General features: G+C 69.5%; 18 protein-coding genes and 3 tRNA genes. 16 read left to right on the top strand and 5 right to left on the bottom strand.

Annotated elements, in window-relative coordinates; translation table 11 throughout:
• Positions 1-111: 111 nt before the first annotated feature.
• Both ACFYVL_RS29640 and ACFYVL_RS29635 read right to left on the bottom strand, forming a co-directional pair.
• A complete protein-coding gene (locus ACFYVL_RS29640) occupies positions 112-768 on the bottom strand; it encodes an SDR family oxidoreductase (RefSeq protein WP_389250166.1) in 657 nt (218 codons plus the stop codon).
• Positions 769-944: 176 nt separating this feature from the next.
• Positions 945-2,213, bottom strand: a complete 1,269-nt coding sequence (locus ACFYVL_RS29635; protein ID WP_389250164.1) for an amidohydrolase family protein — start codon at positions 2,211-2,213, stop codon at positions 945-947.
• Between the two features lie 266 nt (positions 2,214-2,479).
• On the opposite strand from ACFYVL_RS29635, the gene ACFYVL_RS29630 reads away from it, so the two are divergent.
• The 6 genes from ACFYVL_RS29630 (at position 2,480) to ACFYVL_RS29605 (ending at position 5,266) form a co-directional block, all read left to right on the top strand.
• Positions 2,480-2,552: transfer RNA gene (locus tag ACFYVL_RS29630), tRNA-Thr, on the top strand.
• 48 nt (positions 2,553-2,600) lie between these two features.
• A tRNA-Met gene (locus tag ACFYVL_RS29625) sits at positions 2,601-2,673 on the top strand.
• Positions 2,674-2,762: 89 nt separating this feature from the next.
• Positions 2,763-2,927, top strand: coding sequence for a 50S ribosomal protein L33 (rpmG, locus tag ACFYVL_RS29620; RefSeq protein WP_007265873.1), 165 nt, complete (start codon positions 2,763-2,765; stop codon positions 2,925-2,927).
• 96 nt (positions 2,928-3,023) lie between these two features.
• Entirely contained in the window at positions 3,024-3,479 is a 456-nt protein-coding gene (locus tag ACFYVL_RS29615) for a MaoC family dehydratase N-terminal domain-containing protein (RefSeq protein ID WP_389250162.1), read from the top strand.
• Between the two features lies 1 nt (position 3,480).
• Positions 3,481-3,909 (top strand): MaoC family dehydratase, encoded by a 429-nt coding sequence (locus tag ACFYVL_RS29610; RefSeq protein ID WP_389250160.1) that lies wholly within the window; start codon positions 3,481-3,483, stop codon positions 3,907-3,909.
• A 301-nt stretch (positions 3,910-4,210) separates the two neighbouring features.
• Positions 4,211-5,266, top strand: a complete 1,056-nt coding sequence (locus tag ACFYVL_RS29605; RefSeq protein WP_389250158.1) for a UDP-N-acetylmuramate dehydrogenase — start codon at positions 4,211-4,213, stop codon at positions 5,264-5,266.
• Positions 5,267-5,281: 15 nt separating this feature from the next.
• Here the strand turns inward: ACFYVL_RS29605 and ACFYVL_RS29600 are convergent, their stop codons facing one another.
• Positions 5,282-5,914, bottom strand: a complete 633-nt coding sequence (locus ACFYVL_RS29600) for an NAD(P)-dependent oxidoreductase (RefSeq protein WP_389250156.1) — start codon at positions 5,912-5,914, stop codon at positions 5,282-5,284.
• A 99-nt stretch (positions 5,915-6,013) separates the two neighbouring features.
• Between ACFYVL_RS29600 and ACFYVL_RS29595 the strand changes: the two genes are divergently transcribed.
• The gene (locus tag ACFYVL_RS29595; protein ID WP_389250154.1) at positions 6,014-6,616 is read left to right on the top strand and encodes a TetR/AcrR family transcriptional regulator; all 603 of its coding nucleotides are present in this window, start codon (positions 6,014-6,016) and stop codon (positions 6,614-6,616) included.
• Positions 6,617-6,649: 33 nt separating this feature from the next.
• Here ACFYVL_RS29595 and ACFYVL_RS29590 read toward each other — a convergent pair whose 3' ends face one another.
• Both ACFYVL_RS29590 and ACFYVL_RS29585 read right to left on the bottom strand, forming a co-directional pair.
• Entirely contained in the window at positions 6,650-7,669 is a 1,020-nt protein-coding gene (locus ACFYVL_RS29590; protein WP_389250151.1) for an adenosine deaminase, read from the bottom strand.
• A 143-nt stretch (positions 7,670-7,812) separates the two neighbouring features.
• Positions 7,813-9,039, bottom strand: a complete 1,227-nt coding sequence (locus ACFYVL_RS29585) for a pyridoxal phosphate-dependent aminotransferase (RefSeq protein ID WP_389250149.1) — start codon at positions 9,037-9,039, stop codon at positions 7,813-7,815.
• A 206-nt stretch (positions 9,040-9,245) separates the two neighbouring features.
• Between ACFYVL_RS29585 and ACFYVL_RS29580 the strand changes: the two genes are divergently transcribed.
• The 9 genes from ACFYVL_RS29580 (at position 9,246) to rpoB (ending at position 18,824) form a co-directional block, all read left to right on the top strand.
• Positions 9,246-9,318 (top strand) — tRNA-Trp (locus ACFYVL_RS29580).
• Between the two features lie 106 nt (positions 9,319-9,424).
• Positions 9,425-9,703 (top strand): preprotein translocase subunit SecE, encoded by a 279-nt coding sequence (gene secE, locus ACFYVL_RS29575; RefSeq protein ID WP_389250147.1) that lies wholly within the window; start codon positions 9,425-9,427, stop codon positions 9,701-9,703.
• Positions 9,704-9,785: 82 nt separating this feature from the next.
• Complete coding sequence (nusG, locus tag ACFYVL_RS29570; protein ID WP_389250145.1) at positions 9,786-10,703, top strand: transcription termination/antitermination protein NusG; 918 nt, start codon at positions 9,786-9,788, stop codon at positions 10,701-10,703.
• 176 nt (positions 10,704-10,879) lie between these two features.
• The gene (gene rplK / locus ACFYVL_RS29565; protein ID WP_189821125.1) at positions 10,880-11,314 is read left to right on the top strand and encodes a 50S ribosomal protein L11; all 435 of its coding nucleotides are present in this window, start codon (positions 10,880-10,882) and stop codon (positions 11,312-11,314) included.
• Between the two features lie 83 nt (positions 11,315-11,397).
• Positions 11,398-12,120: a 50S ribosomal protein L1 gene (gene rplA, locus ACFYVL_RS29560; protein WP_389250142.1), complete on the top strand. Its 723-nt coding sequence runs from the start codon at positions 11,398-11,400 to the stop codon at positions 12,118-12,120.
• 269 nt (positions 12,121-12,389) lie between these two features.
• Positions 12,390-13,340, top strand: a complete 951-nt coding sequence (locus tag ACFYVL_RS29555) for a hypothetical protein (protein WP_389250140.1) — start codon at positions 12,390-12,392, stop codon at positions 13,338-13,340.
• A gap of 337 nt (positions 13,341-13,677) precedes the next feature.
• Positions 13,678-14,208 (top strand): 50S ribosomal protein L10, encoded by a 531-nt coding sequence (gene rplJ / locus ACFYVL_RS29550; protein ID WP_389250139.1) that lies wholly within the window; start codon positions 13,678-13,680, stop codon positions 14,206-14,208.
• A 111-nt stretch (positions 14,209-14,319) separates the two neighbouring features.
• Positions 14,320-14,703: a 50S ribosomal protein L7/L12 gene (rplL, locus tag ACFYVL_RS29545; RefSeq protein ID WP_389250137.1), complete on the top strand. Its 384-nt coding sequence runs from the start codon at positions 14,320-14,322 to the stop codon at positions 14,701-14,703.
• Between the two features lie 635 nt (positions 14,704-15,338).
• Entirely contained in the window at positions 15,339-18,824 is a 3,486-nt protein-coding gene (gene rpoB / locus ACFYVL_RS29540; RefSeq protein ID WP_389250135.1) for a DNA-directed RNA polymerase subunit beta, read from the top strand.
• Positions 18,825-18,915 lie beyond the last annotated feature (91 nt).

The raw sequence follows: 18,915 nt of genomic DNA, 5'->3' as shown, positions 1-18,915 counted from the left end.
GACTCCTCGCTCCGCTGTCCGACCCGTCGTCGACCGAGCACGGCCGACGCGGCGGGCGGGCCCCGACTCGGCCTTCCCGCCGCGCCGTTGCGCCGCTCCGTCCACTGCCCGTCAGTTTCCGGCGATGTCCTTCACGGCCACCGAGACGGGCACGCTGCCGCCGATCAGCTCCAGCGTCAGCCCCGCCGTCGACGGCGTCTCCAGCAGCTCCGCCAGTACGGCCGCCACGTCGTCCCGGGTGACCGGGCCGCGCCCGGTCGACGCGCCCAGCGACACCAGGCCCGTGCCCGCGTCGTTGGTCAGCGAACCGGGCCGCAGAATCGTCCAGTCCAGGCCCTTCCTGGCCCGTACGTCCGCGTCGGCCGCGCCCTTGGCCCGCAGGTACACGTCGAAGATCTCGTCGCCCGCGTGCTGCGGATCGGCACCCATCGAGGACACCACGAGATAGCGGCGCACCCCCGCGCGCTCCGCCGCGTCGGCGAACAGCACCGCCGCGTCCCGGTCCACGGTGTCCTTGCGCCCGGCCCCGCTGCCCGGCCCCGCACCCGCGGCGAAGACGGCGGCGGAGGCACCCCGCAGGGCCTCGGCCACCTCCTCCACGGACGCCGACTCCAGGTCGAGCACGACCGGTTCGGCCCCCGCCGACCGCAGATCCTCACTCTGTTTCGGATCGCGGACGATGCCCGCGACCTCGTTCCCGCGCGCGGCGAGCAGGCGCTCCAGCCGCAACGCGATCTGACCGTGTCCACCAGCGATGACAATGCGCATATCACCGACCGTACGCCCCCAAACCGCCCCCCGCCGCCCGTTCCCGCCCTCGGGCGACGGGCCCGCCCACCCCCGCCCCCTTGGGCGGCGGGGCCGCCCCCGGGGGCGGAACGGGCGGGCAAGGGGGCGGCCCCCGGCGGAGCCGAACCCCACCGCCCCGCCCCACCCCGTACCCGCTACGCCCCCGCCCTCCCCTGCCGCGGCAGCTCCAGATCCCCCGCCCCCACCGAATCGCAGTACTCCCGCACCGCACTCGTCCGCGCCACCACCCGCCCCCGATGCACCACGATCCGGCTGTAAGCCAGCGACAGCACCCCCGCCAGCCGCTCCCCCCGCACCGCCACCAGCTCCGCCGGAAACCCCGCCTCCAGCCGCACCTCGGCCAGCCCCATCGCCGCCCTCGCCACCCCCGCCACCGCGTCGTACGCGTCCTGCGGCCGCATCCCGCTCTGCGACGCCAGCAGATACGCCGCCTCCAGCGGATCCCCGCGCCCCACCGGGTTCGCCGTGTCCCTGAGCGCCCCGCTGCCCGCCGCCAGCCGCACCCCGGCCGCCCGCAGCAGCCGTACCGGCGCCACACCCCGCTGGTCCACCCCGCCGCACCCGCCCTGCGGCTGGCACACCACGCTCACCCCGCCCGCGGCCAGCTGGTCGGCCGCCCGGCTCGCCACCTCCAGCGGCAGCCGCGAGAGCCCGCCGCACGGGCCGATCGCCACCCCGGTCCGCAGCCCGCCGGCCATCGCCGCCAGCCGCGCGAGCCGCGCCGGATCGTCACCGTCCGTGTGCAGGTCCACCGGACAGCCGTGCTCCGCCGCCACCTCCAGGACCCGCTCCACGTACCCGGCCGGATCGGGGTCCAGGTCCGGGCTGCCGCCCACCACGGCGGCGCCCATCTTCACCGCGTCCCGCAGCATCGCCAGACCGTCCGCCCCGGCGACCCCGGTGAGCCGCCCCGGCACCGCCACCGCCGACAGGTCCACCAGCCCGCGCAGCGCCCGCCTGGCCTGCAGCACGGCCTCCATCGGACCGAGCCCCGGCACGTCCCCGATCCGTACGTGCGAGCGCTGCGCCGTGGCCCCGTGCCCGAGCTGGAGCAGGGCCGCGTCCGTGGTGCGCCGCTGGACGTCGGGCACGGCGTACGAGACCGGACCGGCGGCGTCCGCGGTCAGCGCGCTCTCGCTGTGCGCGTGCGGCTCGGCGGGCGCGGGCAGCAGAAGGAACCCGCCGAGGTCCACCCGGGCCGCCCGGTGCGCCGACAGGCTGCCCGCCGTGCCGACCGCCTCGATGCGGCCCTCGCTGAGCCGCACGTCCACCGTGCGGCCGTCGGTGAGCCGGGCGCCGCTCAGCAGCAGGGCGGTGGCACCGTCCCCGGCGGCCCCCTCGAAGCCGCCGGAGCCGTCCGGGCTTCCCGGCCGACGGGGCGGCTGCGGCTGACTGTCGGACATCACGCTCCTGGCGGGGCTCGGGCGGAAAGGGCGCGGCGGGGGAGCGGCGGCGCCCTGCGGGAGCCGCCGCAGCCAAGATCACGCAGCGTGCGACCGAGCCTAGGGGCCCCTTTCCGGGGCTTCGAGGAGGAGCGGAATAGTCGTACCGGAGTGACCTCAGGTGGCCTACGGGGCGGGTGGTGGAGGTACGTCCTGAGGAGGGCGATCAGGGCCCCCGATATGGATTTGGGCGATCGGCAGGCAACCGTGTAATGTCTTCATCGCTCGCCCCAATAGCTCAGTCGGTAGAGCGTCTCCATGGTAAGGAGAAGGTCTGCGGTTCGATTCCGCATTGGGGCTCTGGTGTTCGGAGATCCTCCCCCTCGGGGGAGGTGATCCAGACATCAAAGCGGTGTAGCTCAGTCGGTAGAGCAAGCGGCTCATAATCGCTGTGTCACCGGTTCAAGTCCGGTCACCGCTACGCGCAGTAGCCGATTGTAGGGTCGGTCCTCCGATCGGCTACTCTTTTTTGCGTTCATCCGTACATCCGTCCGTCCAAGGAGCACTCACGTGGCTGCCACCGACGTCCGCCCGAAGATCACGCTGGCCTGCGTGGAGTGCAAGGAGCGGAACTACATCACCAAGAAGAACCGGCGTAACAACCCGGACCGCATGGAGATGAAGAAGCACTGCCCGCGTTGCAACTCGCACACGGCGCACCGCGAAACGCGCTAAGCACAGGCTCGTACACGAGGCCGTCCCCTTTACCGGGGGCGGCCTCGTGTCGTTTGTTCACGTAATTGACGTCACTTCACAGGAGGTTACGAGTCCATGGCGCTCGACCAGTCCTTCGTGGGGCGGACCTATCCGCCCACCTCGGCGTACGAGGTCGGCCGGGAGAAGATCCGCGAGTTCGCCGAGGCCGTCGGCGACAGCAATCCGGCCTACACCGATCAGGAGGCCGCCAAGGCGCTCGGACACCCCGATGTGATCGCGCCGCCGACCTTCGTGTTCGCGATCACGTTCAAGGCCGCGGGCCAGGTGATCGAGGACCCGCAGCTGGGGCTCGACTACAGCCGCGTGGTGCACGGCGACCAGAAGTTCGCCTACACCCGCCCGGTGCGGGCGGGCGACCGGCTCTCGGTCACCTCCACCATCGAGGCGATCAAGTCGATGGCCGGCAACGACATCCTGGACATCCGTGGTGAGGTGCACGACGAGAGCGGTGAGCACGTCGTGACCGCCTGGACGAAGCTGGTGGCGCGCGCCGCCGCCGAGGAGGCGTGAGATGGCTGCCAAGATCGCGTACGCGGACGTCGAGGTCGGCACCGAGCTGCCCGCCCGGTCGTTCCCCGTGACCCGCGCCACGCTCGTGCAGTACGCGGGCGCCTCGGGCGACTTCAACCCGATCCACTGGAACGAGAAGTTCGCGGTGGAGGTCGGCCTGCCGGACGTCATCGCGCACGGCATGTTCACCATGGCCGAGGCGATCCGCGTGGTCACCGACTGGACGGTCGACCCGGCCGCGGTCGTCGAGTACGGGGTCCGCTTCACCAAGCCCGTCGTGGTGCCGAACGACGGTACGGGCGCCCTGATCGAGGTGACCGGCAAGGTCGCGGCCCTGCTCGACGACAACCGGGTCCGGGTGGACCTGATCGCCATGGCCGCCGGCCAGAAGGTCCTCGGCATGTCCCGAGCCATCGTCCAACTCCCCTGACCCCCGCCCCCGCCGCTCCCTTGGGCGGCGGGGCCGCCCTTCTCGCTCCCCCGCCCCCTCTGGGCGGCGGGGCCGCCTCACCCCCGCCCCCTCTGGGCGGCGGGGCCGCCTCACCCCCGCCCCCTTGGGCGGCGGGGCCGCCCCCCGGGGGCGGAACGGGCGGGCAAGGGGGCGGCCCCCGGCGGAGCCGAACCCCCGTACCCCGGACGCCCCCGGCGGAGCCGCACACCCGCACCCCGCCCCCGGCGGACCCGGCGGACCCCTCCCCACCCCCACCCCCACCTCTCGTACGCTGGACCCCGTGCAGGAACTCCACGATGCCCCCCTCGCCCCCCTGACCACCTTCCGCCTCGGCGGCCCCGCGCACCGCCTGGTGACCGCGGAGACCGACGACGAGGTGATCGCCGCGGTCCGCGAGGCCGACGCGACCGGCACCCCCCTGCTGATCGTCGGCGGCGGCAGCAACCTGATCGTCGGCGACAAGGGCTTCGACGGCACCGCCCTGCGCATCGCCACCCGCGGCTTCCGCCTCGACGGCACGAAGCTGGAGCTGGCCGCCGGCGAGGTGTGGACCGACGCCGTCGCCCGGGTCGTCGAAGCCGGTCTCGCGGGCATCGAGTGCCTCGCCGGAATCCCCGGTTCCGCCGGTGCGACGCCGATCCAGAACGTCGGCGCGTACGGCCAGGACGTCTCCAGCACCCTCACCGAGGTCGACGCCTTCGACCGCCGCACCGGCGAGCGCGTCACCCTCACCAACGCCGAGTGCGCGTTCTCCTACCGCCACAGCCGCTTCAAGGAGGACCCCGAGCGCTACGTCGTGCTGCGGGTCCGCTTCGAACTGGAGGACGCGGGGGGCCTCTCCGCGCCGCTCAAGTACCCGGAGACCGCCCGCGCCCTGGGCGTCGAGGCGAACGACCGGGTGCCGGTGGCCGCCGCCCGCGAGAGCGTGCTCGCCCTGCGCGCGGGCAAGGGCATGGTGCTCGACCCGGCGGACCACGACACCTGGTCGGCCGGCTCCTTCTTCACCAACCCGATCCTCGACGAGGCACGGTTCGCGGTGTTCCGCGCCCGGGTCGCCGACCGTCTCGGCCCCGACACCGCCCCGCCCGCCTTCCCGGCGGGGGAGGGGCTGACCAAGACCTCGGCCGCCTGGCTGATCGACCGCGCGGGCTTCACCAAGGGGTACGGCGACGGGCCCGCCCGCATCTCCACCAAGCACACCCTGGCCCTGACCAACCGGGGCCACGCCACCACCGAGGACCTGCTGGCCCTCGCCCGCGAGGTCGTCGCGGGCGTCCACGACGCGTTCGGCGTGACCCTCGTCAACGAGCCCGTGACGGTCAACTGCGCCCTCTGAGGCCCCCGCGGGCGGTCAGTACGCCACTCCGACGCCCTGCCGCACGGTCGCCGGGTCGTCCAGCGCGCCGAGCATCGCGTGGGCCACGTCGGCCCGCGCGAGCGTCCGGCCGCTGCGCGGCATCCCGCCGACGACCTTGCGGTAGGTGCCGGTCAGCGGCTTGTCGAGCAGCCTGGGCGGCCGTACCGACGTCCAGTCCGTGCCCGAGGCGGCGAGGTCGGACTCCATGACGCGCAGATCGTCGTAGATCTTCTTGAGCACCGTGCCGATGACGGCCCGCATCAGCCGGTCCAGCGGCGGCTGGCCCCGCAGGGCGGGGGAGAGGGGGCCGGCACTGACCACCACCAGCCGCCGCACCCCCTCGGCCTCCATCGCCGCCAGCACCGTGCGGGTCAGCCGGTGGGTGATCCCGGCGTCCTTGAGCCTGCGTGCGCCGAGTCCGGAGAGGACCGCGTCCCGCCCCGCCACCGCCTTGCGCACCTGCTCGGGGTCGGAGAGATCGGACCTGAACACCTCCAGCCGCTCGTGCGCCGGGGCGTACCCCGACGGATCGCGCACCACCGCCGTGACGTGGTGCCCGGCGGCCAGGGCCTGTTTGACGATCTCCTGTCCGACACCGCCGGTGGCACCGAATACCGTGAGCCTCATCGCACGCACCTCTTCCCAGTGGGTAAGCATTCACTCACCCTTAGGGTGAGTGAGCACTCACCCACCCGTCAACCCCTGTTCTCGAACCCCGGAGCACCCATGCAGAAGCCCACCCGCGAACGCATCGTCGACGCCGCGCACGAGCTGATGCGCACGCTGGGCCTGGTCCGCGCCACCACCAAGGAGATCGCCCGCGCCGCCGGCTGCTCCGAGGCCGCCCTCTACAAGCACTTCGCCAGCAAGGAGGACCTCTTCGTCACCGTCCTCAGCGAGCGGCTGCCCAGGCTCACCCCGCTGCTGCACCGGCTCGCCCTCGACCCCGGCGAGCGCACCGTCGAGGAGAACCTCACCGAGATCGCCCGCCAGGCCGTCCTCTTCTACGCGGAGAGCTTCCCGATCGGCGCCTCGCTGTACGCCGAGAGCAGGCTCAAGGCCCGCCACGACTCCGTCATGCGGGAGATGGGCACCGGCCCGCACATGCCCATCGAGGGCCTGGACGCCTATCTGCGCACCGAACGCGCCGCCGGCCGCATCTCACCCGACGCCGACACCTTCGCCGCCGCCTCGCTGCTGCTGGGCGCCTGCGCGCAGCGCACCTTCGCCTACGACCTCGAAGGGGAGATCGGCAAGCAGCCGCCCCAGGACATCGACGACTTCACCGCGGGCCTGGCCCGCACCCTCCTGAAGGGCATCGCCGTCTGAGGGCGCCGTCGGCCGGGCGCCGGCGCCCCCGCTTCAGGAGGCCAGCCAGCCGTCGATCCCGGCCAGCAGCTTCTGCCGCACGTCCTGCGGCGCGGCCGAGCCACGCACCGACTGCCGTGCCAGCTCGGCCAGTTCGGCGTCGGTGAAGCCGTGGTGGTTCCGCGCCAGCTCGTACTGCGCGGCCAGCCGCGACCCGAACAGCAGCGGGTCGTCCGCCCCCAGCGCCATCGGCACCCCGGCGTCGTACAGCGTTCGCAGCGGCACGTCCTCGGGCTTCTCGTAGACCCCCAGGGCCACGTTGGACGCCGGGCACACCTCGCAGGTGATGCCCTTGTCCGCGAGCCGCTTCAGCAGCCGGGGGTCCTCGGCGGCGCGCACCCCGTGCCCGATCCGCGAGGCGTGCAGGTCGTCCAGGCAGTCCCGCACGGAGGCGGGCCCGGTCAGCTCCCCGCCGTGCGGCGCGGCCAGCAGTCCGCCCTCGCGCGCGATGGCGAAGGCGCGGTCGAAGTCCCTGGCCATGCCCCGGCGCTCGTCGTTGGAGAGCCCGAAGCCCACGATCCCGCGGTCCGCGTAACGCACCGCGAGGCGGGCCAGGGTGCGCGCGTCCAGCGGGTGCTTCATCCGGTTCGCCGCGACCAGCACCCGCATCCCGAGCCCGGTCTCCCGGGACGCGCTGTCCACCGCGTCCAGGATGATCTCCAGCGCCGGGATCAGACCGCCGAGCAGCGGGGCGTACGACGTGGGGTCGACCTGGATCTCCAGCCACCCGGAGCCGTCCCTGACGTCCTCCTCGGCGGCCTCCCGCACCAGCCGCTGAATGTCCTCGGGGGTCCGCAGGCAGGACCTGGCGGCGTCGTACAGCCGCTGGAACCGGAACCAGCCCCGCTCGTCGGTCGCCCGCAGCTTCGGCGGCTCACCGCTGGTCAGCGCGTCGGGAAGGTGCACACCGTGTCTGTCGGCCAGTTCCAGCAGAGTGGCGGGGCGCATCGACCCGGTGAAGTGCAGGTGCAGATGGGCCTTGGGGAGCAGGGTCAGATCACGTACACGTTCCATCGCCCGATCTTGCCGTACGTACGTGGCGCCCGGAAGTGCCTTTTTCCCAACGGGTGGGTGTCCGAACGCAAAAACGGTCCTCCGGCTCCACGCCGGAGGACCGCCGCCCGTACTCGACATCGAGTACGGGTCCCGCTGCCGGACTAGTCGCGCGCCTCGGCCAGCAGCTTCTGGATGCGGGACACGCCCTCGACGAGGTCCTCGTCGCCCAGCGCGTACGAAAGCCGCAGGTAGCCCGGGGTGCCGAAGGCCTCACCGGGAACCACGGCGACCTCCACCTCCTCCAGGATCAGCGCGGCCAGCTCGACGGAGGTCTGCGGGCGCTTGCCGCGGATCTCCTTGCCGAGCAGCCCCTTCACCGACGGGTACGCGTAGAAGGCGCCCTCGGGTGTCGGGCAGATCACACCGTCGATCTCGCTCAGCATCCGCACGATCGTCTGCCGACGGCGGTCGAAGGCGGTGCGCATCTCGGCGACCGCGTCCAGCGGACCCGAGACGGCGGCCAGCGCGGCGACCTGGGCCACGTTGGAGACGTTGGAGGTGGCGTGCGACTGCAGGTTCGTCGCGGCCTTGACCACGTCCTTCGGGCCGATGATCCAGCCCACCCGCCAGCCGGTCATCGCGTACGTCTTGGCGACGCCGTTGACCACGATGCACTTGTCCTTCAGCTCCGGCACGATCGCCGGCAGCGAGGTGAACCGCGCGTCCCCGTAGACCAGGTGCTCGTAGATCTCGTCGGTCAGCACCCACAGGCCGTGCTCGTGTGCCCAGCGGCCGATCGCCTCGGCGTCGGCCTCGCTGTAGACGGCACCGGTCGGGTTCGACGGCGAGACGAACAGGACGACCTTGGTCTTCTCCGTACGGGCGGCCTCCAGCTGCTCCACGGACACCCGGTAACCGGTCGTCTCGTCGGCGACCACCTCGACCGGGACACCGCCCGCGAGCCGGATCGACTCGGGGTACGTCGTCCAGTACGGGGCCGGGACGATGACCTCGTCGCCCGGGTCGAGGATCGCGGCGAAGGCCTCGTAGATGGCCTGCTTGCCGCCGTTGGTGACCAGGATCTGCGAGGCGTCGACCTCGTAGCCGGAGTCGCGCAGCGTCTTCGCCGCGATCGCGTTCTTCAGCTCGGGGAGCCCGCCGGCCGGGGTGTAGCGGTGGTACTTCGGGTTCGAGCAGGCCTCGATCGCGGCCTGGACGATGTAGTCGGGCGTCGGGAAGTCCGGTTCGCCCGCACCGAAGCCGATCACCGGACGGCCGGCGGCCTTGAGGGCCTTCGCCTTCGCGTCCACGGCAAGCGTGGCGGACTCGGAAATGGCACCGACGCGGGCGGACACCCTGCGCTCGGTCGGAGGGGTAGCAGCGCTCATACGGCCCATCGTCCCAGACCGGACGGGCCCCCGGTACAAGGCTTCCGCAGAGCGGTCGGGAGGGGGCGGGCGGGGTGCCCGGCCCGTATCTGTTCGACGTCGGGCCTGCGAGCACGTACACTCACCTGTCGTTGGCCCACAGCAGCCCGCTCCACCGTGCGCACTCCGTGCACTCGGCCGGATGCGGTAGGTTGGGGGAACCACAAAGGGTCGTAGCTCAATTGGTAGAGCACTGGTCTCCAAAACCAGCGGTTGGGGGTTCAAGTCCCTCCGGCCCTGCTACACACTCCTTCGCCAGGATGTGTGCGCATGTACGTACTTCTCTGCATTGTCGTGCGGCTCCACCGGGCGCGGCACGGCCACGACCCGGAATCAGGTGAGTTGCGTGACGGACGCCGTGGGCTCCATCGACATGCCTGATGCCCAGGACGAAGCGCCGAAGAAGGCACGCAAGGGCGGCAAGCGGGGCAAGAAGGGCCCGTTCGGCCGCCTCGCGCAGTTCTACCGCCAGATCGTCGCGGAGCTCCGCAAGGTCGTCTGGCCCACTCGCAGCCAGCTGACGACGTACACCACGGTCGTCATCGTCTTCGTCGTGATCATGATCGGCATCGTGACCGTGATCGACCAGGGCTTCTCCATCGCCGTGAAGTACGTCTTCGGCTAAAAACCTCGCGTAGGGCGCCTCCATGAATGGGCGTCCTTTCGCGCGTTCCACCCATTTGTGTATCCAGGAAGAAGCAGCCACCGTGTCTGACCCGAACCTGAACGACGCCATCGAGTCGGTCGAGTCCGTAGAGGACCAGACCGCCATCGTCGAGGCGGCGGACGCTGTGGAGCCCGACCAGGCCGAAGCCGCCGACGCCGCCGCGGGCGAGCCGGCCGAAGAGGCTGCCCTGCACATCGAGGACGACGCGGTCGCCGTCGCCGAGACCGACGAGGACGAGGCTGCCGCCGCGGCCGTCGCCGAGGCCGACGAGATCGACGACGCCGTCGCCGACGACGAGGACGCCGCCCAGGCCGAGGCCGACGCGGAGCCCGCCGAGCCGGTCGACCCGATCGCCGCCCTCCGCGAAGAGCTGCGCACCCTGCCCGGCGAGTGGTACGTCATCCACACGTACGCCGGTTACGAGAAGCGTGTGAAGGCCAACCTGGAGCAGCGCGCCGTCTCCCTGAACGTCGAAGAGTTCATCTACCAGGCCGAGGTGCCTGAAGAGGAAATCGTTCAGATCAAGAACGGCGAGCGCAAGAACGTCCGTCAGAACAAGCTCCCGGGCTACGTGCTCGTGCGCATGGACCTGACGAACGAGTCCTGGGGCGTCGTCCGCAACACCCCCGGCGTCACCGGCTTCGTGGGCAACGCCTACGACCCGTACCCGCTGACCCTGGACGAGATCGTCAAGATGCTCGCCCCGGAGGCCGAGGAGAAGGCGGCCCGCGAGGCGGCCGAGGCCGAGGGCAAGCCGGCGCCGCAGCGCAAGATGGAGGTCCAGGTTCTGGACTTCGAGGTCGGCGACGCGGTCACCGTCACGGACGGCCCGTTCGCGACCCTCCAGGCCACGATCAACGAGATCAACCCGGACTCCAAGAAGGTCAAGGGCCTCGTCGAGATCTTCGGCCGCGAGACCCCGGTCGAGCTCAGCTTCGACCAGATCCAGAAGAACTGACCTCCGGTCGGGCACTTCTGACAAGAGCTTCCGAACAGGTCAGATCGGGCTTCCAGAGCCGGTCTGACCTGCTCGGTTTTTAGCCGCGCTGCTATACCCGTTATCGTTGTGCGGTATGCCTCCATCCGGATGATCGGATGGATGGCCGAAACTCTCACTAGGACCCGGAGAGAGCAATGCCTCCCAAGAAGAAGAAGGTCACGGGGCTTATCAAGCTCCAGATCAACGCGGGCGCCGCCAACCCGGCCCCGCCGGTCGGCCCGGCGCTCGGTCAGCACGGCGTCAACATCATGGAGTTCTGCAAGGCCTACAACGCCGCGACCGAGTCGCAGCGTGGCATGGTCGTGCCGGTGGAGATCACGGTCTACGAGGACCGCTCCTTCACCTTCGTGACGAAGACCCCGCCGGCCGCGAAGCTGATCCTCAAGGCCGCCGGTGTGGACAAGGGATCGGGCGAGCCCCACAAGACCAAGGTCGCGAAGCTCACCGCCGCTCAGGTGCGCGAGATCGCGACGGTCAAGCTCCCCGACCTCAACGCCAACGACCTTGAGGCCGCGGACAAGATCATCGCCGGTACCGCCCGTTCCATGGGCATCACCGTCGAGGGCTGATCACCCCCCCGTAGACCTTCAGTGGTAGGGCCAGGCGCTGGCCCGCACCACGACTCCACACCTGACACACCACAGGAGCAGTAGTGAAGCGCAGCAAGTCTCTCCGCGCTGCGGACGCCAAGATCGACCGGGAGCGTCTGTACGCCCCCCTCGAGGCCGTCCGTCTCGCCAAGGACACCAGCTCGGTCAAGTTCGACGGCACCGTCGAGGTCGCCATGCGTCTGGGCGTCGACCCGCGCAAGGCCGACCAGATGGTCCGCGGCACCGTGAACCTTCCGCACGGCACCGGCAAGACCGCCCGGGTCCTGGTCTTCGCGACCGGTGACCGTGCTGCGGCCGCGGAAGCCGCTGGCGCCGACATCGTCGGCTCCGACGAACTGATCGACGAGGTCGCGAAGGGGCGTCTGGACTTCGACGCCGTCGTCGCCACCCCGGACCTCATGGGCAAGGTCGGCCGCCTCGGCCGCGTCCTCGGCCCGCGTGGTCTGATGCCCAACCCGAAGACCGGCACGGTCACCCCGGACGTGGCGAAGGCTGTCACGGACATCAAGGGCGGCAAGATCGAGTTCCGCGTCGACAAGCACTCGAACCTGCACTTCATCATCGGCAAGGTCTCCTTCGACGAGACGAAGCTGGTCGAGAACTACGCCGCGGCGCTGGAGGAAGTCCTCCGTCTGAAGCCGTCCGCCGCCAAGGGCCGCTACATCAAGAAGGCCACCCTGGCCACCACGATGGGCCCCGGCATCCCGCTGGACGCCAACCGCACCCGCAACCTCCTCGTCGAGGAGGACCCGGCCGCCGTCTGAGTCTCCTGACTCGGCAGCAGCCGCGGGTTCCGCGCACCGAAGCCGCCCCCGCACCTCATCACGAGGTGCGGGGGCGGCTTCGTCGTTCCTTCCCGTCCTTCCCGTCCTTCCCGCGCTTCCCTTCCGTCCCGGCCCGCCCGGTCGCAGGGTTGGTTGCCGGTGTCCGGAAACGTTCGGGTGTGCTTCTGGTCCGCGTTCTGTGATCGCTTCCTGTCAGAGGGCTGAGTTACCGTCACAGAATTCACAGGAGACTCACAAGAGGTGGACGCATGAGCACAGCGGGTTGGAAGAGGGCAGGGATATCCGCGGTCGCGCTGGCGGCCGTGGTCGGCCTCGCGGGCTGTCAGGACGACGGACAGGCCGGCAAGAAGGCCGGGGGCGAAGCGGCGCCCAAGCTCAAGACGCAGGACCGCGCCGGGGCGGCCCGGATGCTCAAGGCCGCGTACCAGAACACCGTCGACGCCAAGTCGGCCAAGGTGCGGATGACGATGAGCATGCCCGCCGCCGCGCAGGGCGGCGAGATGGAGATGTCCGGCACCGTCGGCTGGGACCCCAGCGTCCTGGACATGACGATGAAGCCCACCGGCGCCCTCAAGCAGCAGGGCGGGGGCCAGGCCCCCGAGCAGATCCGCATGATCATGCGCGACAACGTCATGTACATGGACGCGGGATCGGCGATGGCCGCCAAGGCGGACGGCAAGCGCTGGATGAAGATCGACCTGGCCGAGATCGCCAAGGCCGGCGGCGGGGCCGCCGCCAAGCAGCTGACCGGTGGCATGGACAACGCCAACCAGGACCCCTCCCAGCAGATCGCCATGCTGCTGGAGTCGCCGAACCTCAAGCACGTCGGCGCCGAGAACGTCGAGGGCGTGGCGACGCAGCACTACAAGGGCACCCTGTCGGTCGCCGAGATGCTCAAGACCAACAAGGACGTCGACCGCCAGCTCTCCGGCAAGGAGCGCGAGGAACTGCTCGCCAACATGAACAAGGCGGGCATCAAGGGCTACGACACCGACGTCTGGGTCGACGACAAGGGCTACCCGGCCAAGATGGCCATCGGGATGGACTCGGCCCAGGGCCGGATGAACATCACCATGAACTACTCGGACTACGGGACCAAGGTCTCTCCCGCGGTCCCGCCGGCCAAGGACACCGTCGACTTCATGAAGGTGCTCGAAGAGCTCGGCAAGGGGGCCGGGGGCGCCCCCGAGGGCGTCTGAGCCTCCGGGGGAGGGGCCGCCCGGGACCGTTCCGGAGCGGCCCCTCCCCGCGTCCGGGCGGGCTCCCCGCGGGCCCGGTGACCCGATTTGCCTGACGCTCGTCCATTCGCGTACTCTTCCGAGGAAGCCAAAGACCGCTGGTCGTTGCTGCGTGTTCGTAAGAGGACGTGGTGGCCGAAGGATCCGCTTGATAACCGCGGACGACCTGCGCAGGTGTTCGTGGAAAGTTCCCGGTTCATTCTGGTTGAGCTCAGCCCCGTGCGCTTGCGCCGGGGCGTTTTGCATTGTCGAGCCCCTTCTGAGCGGTCCTCATCACCCGGAAGGAGGCCGACGCTCTATGGCAAGGCCCGACAAGGCTGCCGCGGTAGCCGAGCTCGCGGACCAGTTCCGCAGCTCGAACGCCGCCGTGCTGACCGAGTACCGGGGTCTCACCGTCGCGCAGCTCAAGACGCTGCGTCGTTCGCTCGGTGAGAACGCCCAGTACGCCGTGGTGAAGAACACGCTGACCAAGATCGCGGCCAACGAGGCCGGGATCACTTCGCTGGACGACCAGTTCAATGGTCCGACGGCGGTTGCCTTCATCACCGGTGACCCGGTGGAGTCGGCGAAGGGTCTTCGTGACTTCGCCAAGGAGAACCCGAACCTCATCATCAAGGGCGGTGTCCTTGACGGCAAGGCGCTGTCCGCCGATGAGATCAAGCAGCTCGCGGACCTCGAGTCCCGCGAGGTTCTGCTCAGCAAGCTGGCCGGTGCCTTCAAGGGCAAGCAGTCTCAGGCTGCTCAGCTCTTCCAGGCGCTGCCGTCGAAGTTCGTCCGCACTGCGGAGGCTCTTCGCGTCAAGCGTGACGAGCAGGGCGGTGCCGAGTAACTCGGCTCGCGCAATGGTCGTAGCCCACTAGGGAGACGGCCGCAGCGGGCCGATCGTACGCCCGCCGACATTTACATCCGGCACCTGCCGAATTAGTGGAAGGACGCCATCATGGCGAAGCTGTCCCAGGACGACCTGCTCGCGCAGTTCGAAGAGATGACCCTCATCGAGCTCTCCGAGTTCGTGAAGGCCTTCGAGGAGAAGTTCGACGTCACCGCCGCCGCGGCCGTCGCCGTCGCCGGCCCGGCCGGCCCGGGTGCCGCCGCTGAGGCCGTCGAGGAGAAGGACGAGTTCGACGTCATCCTCACCGGCGCCGGCGACAAGAAGATCCAGGTCATCAAGGTCGTGCGTGAGCTGACCTCGCTGGGTCTGAAGGAGGCCAAGGACCTCGTCGACGGCACCCCGAAGCCGGTCCTCGAGAAGGTCAACAAGGAGGCCGCTGAGAAGGCCGCCGAGTCCCTCAAGGCTGCCGGTGCGGCCGTCGAGGTCAAGTGACCTCCTGAGTCCCCGGACTCTTTTGCCGGAGAAACGCCGTGAGGCGTAACGCCGGCACCGCCAAGGGCGATCACCCAATGGGGTGGTCGCCCTTCGGCGTTCTCCGGGGCGACTGGGCGCATCGCTCCCCGGCGAGTATGGTGATCTTCGTTGTGCGCCCCGGAGGTCCGCTGCGCGCCCGTTGTACGCCGCTGAGGCGGTCCGGGCAGGTGACAAACCTCTGAGGGGGCGGGGGGCCTTGACGAACGGCACGCAGCGCGCAATTCTCAGGACGCGTCGTCACATCGATCCGCATCCGAGGCATGGATCGATGACGAAGAGGGCAGTATCGAGGTGCGCTCGCAGGGCGCGGAGGGCTCGCCCGTGACGTTGATGCAGCAGCAGTCTTGGCAGTGGCGTTGAGAAGAACAAAGAGGCCGATGAGGGTCCCAAAAAACCCGCTCTGGACATCAGTGGGCCAAGTGGCTACACTGACCCTTTGCGCTGCCTGTTAGCTGCCTCCTGCCCGTCACCAGGGGCATGCCCATGCTTGAGCACCGAGGAATGATCCGCCCTGATCAGGGCTTTTCTGTCTCTGTGTCCAACGTGGGACCGGTACGCGCGTAGTGAGTCCGAGCCCTCGGAAGGACCCCCTCTTGGCCGCCTCGCGCAACGCCTCGACCTCCAATACGAACAACGGCGCAAGCACCGCCCCGCTGCGCATCTCCTTTGCAAAGATCAAGGAGCCCCTCGAGGTTCCGAACCTCCTCGCGCTGCAGACCGAGAGCTTTGACTGGCTGCTCGGCAACGCCGCTTGGAAGGGTCGCGTCGAGGCCGCTCTCGAGAGTGGACAGGACGTCCCCACCAAGTCCGGTCTGGAAGAGATCTTCGAAGAGATCTCCCCGATCGAGGACTTCTCCGGGTCGATGTCGCTGACGTTCCGCGACCACCGTTTCGAGCCGCCGAAGAACTCCATCGACGAGTGCAAGGAGCGCGACTTCACGTTCGCCGCCCCGCTCTTCGTCACCGCCGAGTTCACCAACAACGAGACCGGCGAGATCAAGTCCCAGACGGTCTTCATGGGCGACTTCCCGCTCATGACGAACAAGGGCACCTTCGTCATCAACGGCACCGAGCGTGTCGTGGTGTCGCAGCTGGTCCGCTCGCCGGGTGTCTACTTCGACTCCTCCATCGACAAGACGTCCGACAAGGACATCTTCTCCGCCAAGATCATCCCGTCCCGGGGTGCCTGGCTGGAGATGGAGATCGACAAGCGCGACATGGTCGGTGTCCGCATCGACCGCAAGCGCAAGCAGTCCGTCACCGTTCTCCTCAAGGCCCTCGGTTGGACGACCGAGCAGATCCTGGAGGAGTTCGGCGAGTACGAGTCCATGCGCGCCACCCTGGAGAAGGACCACACCCAGGGCCAGGACGACGCGCTGCTCGACATCTACCGCAAGCTGCGTCCGGGCGAGCCGCCGACCCGTGAGGCCGCTCAGACGCTGCTGGAGAACCTCTACTTCAACCCGAAGCGCTACGACCTCGCCAAGGTCGGCCGCTACAAGGTGAACAAGAAGCTCGGCGCGGACGAGCCGCTGAACGCCGGCGTGCTCACCACCGACGACATCATCGCCACCATCAAGTACCTGGTGAAGCTCCACGCGGGCGAGACCGAGACGGTCGGCGAGTCGGGCCGGAACATCGTCGTCGAGACCGACGACATCGACCACTTCGGCAACCGTCGTCTGCGCAACGTCGGCGAGCTCATCCAGAACCAGGTCCGCACGGGTCTGGCTCGTATGGAGCGCGTCGTCCGCGAGCGCATGACGACCCAGGACGTCGAGGCGATCACGCCGCAGACCCTGATCAACATCCGCCCGGTCGTGGCGTCGATCAAGGAATTCTTCGGCACCTCGCAGCTGTCGCAGTTCATGGACCAGAACAACCCGCTGTCGGGTCTGACGCACAAGCGTCGTCTCTCGGCACTGGGTCCCGGTGGTCTGTCCCGTGAGCGGGCCGGCTTCGAGGTCCGTGACGTGCACCCGTCCCACTACGGCCGCATGTGCCCGATCGAGACGCCCGAAGGCCCGAACATCGGTCTGATCGGCTCGCTCGCCTCGTACGGTCGCGTCAACGCGTTCGGCTTCGTCGAGACGCCGTACCGCAAGGTCACCGACGGTGTCGTCACCGACGACGTCGACTACCTGACGGCCGACGAGGAAGACCGCTTCGTGATCGCCCAGGCGAACGCGACCCTCGGTGAGGACATGCGCTTCACCGAGTCGCGCGTCCTGGTCCGCCGCCGTGGCGGCGAGATCGACTACATCCCGGGCGACGACGTCGACTACATGGACGTCTCGCCGCGCCAGATGGTGTCGGTCGCGACCGCGATGATCCCCTTCCTGGAGCACGACGACGCCAACCGCGCGCTCATGGGCGCGAACATGATGCGTCAGGCCGTGCCGCTGATCACGTCCGAGGCGCCGCTCGTCGGCACCGGCATGGAGTACCGCTGCGCGGTCGACGCCGGTGACGTCATCAAGGCGGAGAAGGCGGGTGTGGTCCAGGAGGTCTCCGCGGACTACGTCACCGTCGCCAACGACGACGGCACGTACACCACGTACCGGATCGCCAAGTTCTCCCGCTCCAACCAGGGCACCTCGGTCAACCAGAAGGTTGTCGTCAACGAGGGCGCCCGGGTCATCGAGGGCCAGGTCCTCGCCGACGGTCCCGCCACCCAGCAGGGTGAGATGGCGCTCGGCAAGAACCTCCTCGTGGCGTTCATGCCGTGGGAGGGCCACAACTACGAAGACGCGATCATCCTCAGCCAGCGGCTGGTGCAGGACGACGTCCTCTCCTCGATCCACATCGAGGAGCACGAGGTCGACGCCCGTGACACCAAGCTCGGCCCGGAGGAGATCACCCGGGACATCCCGAACGTCTCCGAGGAGGTCCTCGCCGACCTCGACGAGCGCGGCATCATCCGTATCGGTGCCGAGGTCGTCGCCGGCGACATCCTCGTCGGCAAGGTCACGCCCAAGGGCGAGACCGAGCTGACGCCGGAGGAGCGCCTGCTCCGCGCGATCTTCGGTGAGAAGGCGCGCGAGGTGCGCGACACCTCGCTGAAGGTGCCGCACGGTGAGATCGGCAAGGTCATCGGCGTCCGCGTCTTCGACCGCGAAGAGGGCGACGAGCTTCCGCCGGGCGTGAACCAGCTGGTCCGCGTCTACGTGGCCCAGAAGCGCAAGATCACCGACGGTGACAAGCTCGCCGGCCGTCACGGCAACAAGGGCGTCATCTCCAAGATCCTGCCGATCGAGGACATGCCGTTCCTGGAGGACGGCACCCCGGTCGACATCATCCTGAACCCCCTGGGTGTGCCGTCCCGAATGAACCCGGGACAGGTCCTGGAGATCCACCTCGGCTGGCTCGCCAGCCGCGGCTGGGACGTCTCCGGTCTGGGTGACGAGTGGGCGCAGCGCCTCCAGGTCATCGGCGCCGACCGCGTCGAGCCCGGCACCAACGTCGCCACCCCGGTGTTCGACGGTGCCCGCGAGGACGAGATCACCGGTCTCTTCGAGGCCACGATCCCCAACCGCGACGGCGACCGGCTGGTCCTGCCCTCCGGCAAGGCCCACCTGTTCGACGGCCGCTCCGGCGAGCCGTTCCCGGACCCGATCTCGGTCGGGTACATGTACATCCTCAAGCTCCACCACCTGGTCGACGACAAGCTCCACGCGCGTTCGACCGGCCCGTACTCGATGATCACCCAGCAGCCGCTGGGTGGTAAGGCGCAGTTCGGTGGTCAGCGCTTCGGTGAGATGGAGGTGTGGGCGCTGGAGGCATACGGCGCCGCGTACGCCCTCCAGGAGCTGCTGACGATCAAGTCCGACGACGTGACCGGCCGCGTGAAGGTCTACGAGGCCATCGTCAAGGGCGAGAACATCCCGGAGCCCGGCATTCCCGAGTCCTTCAAGGTGCTCATCAAGGAAATGCAGTCGCTCTGCCTCAACGTGGAGGTGCTGTCCTCGGACGGCATGTCCATCGAGATGCGCGACACGGACGAGGACGTCTTCCGCGCAGCGGAGGAACTCGGTATCGACCTGTCCCGGCGCGAGCCGAGCAGCGTCGAAGAGGTCTGACGGGCCGGCCGGGGGGGGGGGGGGCCCCGGGCCCCCCCCCCCCCCCCGGCCCCGCGGGGGCAAGTTTTTTGGGGCTGTAAATAGGTCCCGC

The organism is Streptomyces sp. NPDC004111, from assembly GCF_042874215.1.
In the GTDB taxonomy this organism is placed as follows: Bacteria; Actinomycetota; Actinomycetes; order Streptomycetales; family Streptomycetaceae; genus Streptomyces.
The sequence above is the reverse complement of the archived record's forward strand: the minus strand, read 5'-3'. Positions and strand labels throughout refer to the sequence as shown.

Excerpts from the sequence above, each read along its gene's own strand:
- ACFYVL_RS29640 (WP_389250166.1), bottom strand. The coding sequence starts at position 768 with ATGCGCATTGTCATCGCTGGTGGACACGGTCAGATCGCGTTGCGGCTG.
- ACFYVL_RS29635 (WP_389250164.1), bottom strand. The coding sequence starts at position 2,213 with ATGTCCGACAGTCAGCCGCAGCCGCCCCGTCGGCCGGGAAGCCCGGAC.
- ACFYVL_RS29615 (WP_389250162.1), top strand. The coding sequence starts at position 3,024 with ATGGCGCTCGACCAGTCCTTCGTGGGGCGGACCTATCCGCCCACCTCG.
- ACFYVL_RS29610 (WP_389250160.1), top strand. The coding sequence starts at position 3,481 with ATGGCTGCCAAGATCGCGTACGCGGACGTCGAGGTCGGCACCGAGCTG.
- ACFYVL_RS29600 (WP_389250156.1), bottom strand. The coding sequence starts at position 5,914 with ATGAGGCTCACGGTATTCGGTGCCACCGGCGGTGTCGGACAGGAGATC.
- ACFYVL_RS29595 (WP_389250154.1), top strand. The coding sequence starts at position 6,014 with ATGCAGAAGCCCACCCGCGAACGCATCGTCGACGCCGCGCACGAGCTG.
- ACFYVL_RS29590 (WP_389250151.1), bottom strand. The coding sequence starts at position 7,669 with ATGGAACGTGTACGTGATCTGACCCTGCTCCCCAAGGCCCATCTGCAC.
- ACFYVL_RS29585 (WP_389250149.1), bottom strand. The coding sequence starts at position 9,039 with ATGAGCGCTGCTACCCCTCCGACCGAGCGCAGGGTGTCCGCCCGCGTC.
- rplK (WP_189821125.1), top strand. The coding sequence starts at position 10,880 with ATGCCTCCCAAGAAGAAGAAGGTCACGGGGCTTATCAAGCTCCAGATC.
- ACFYVL_RS29555 (WP_389250140.1), top strand. The coding sequence starts at position 12,390 with ATGAGCACAGCGGGTTGGAAGAGGGCAGGGATATCCGCGGTCGCGCTG.
- rplJ (WP_389250139.1), top strand. The coding sequence starts at position 13,678 with ATGGCAAGGCCCGACAAGGCTGCCGCGGTAGCCGAGCTCGCGGACCAG.
- rplL (WP_389250137.1), top strand. The coding sequence starts at position 14,320 with ATGGCGAAGCTGTCCCAGGACGACCTGCTCGCGCAGTTCGAAGAGATG.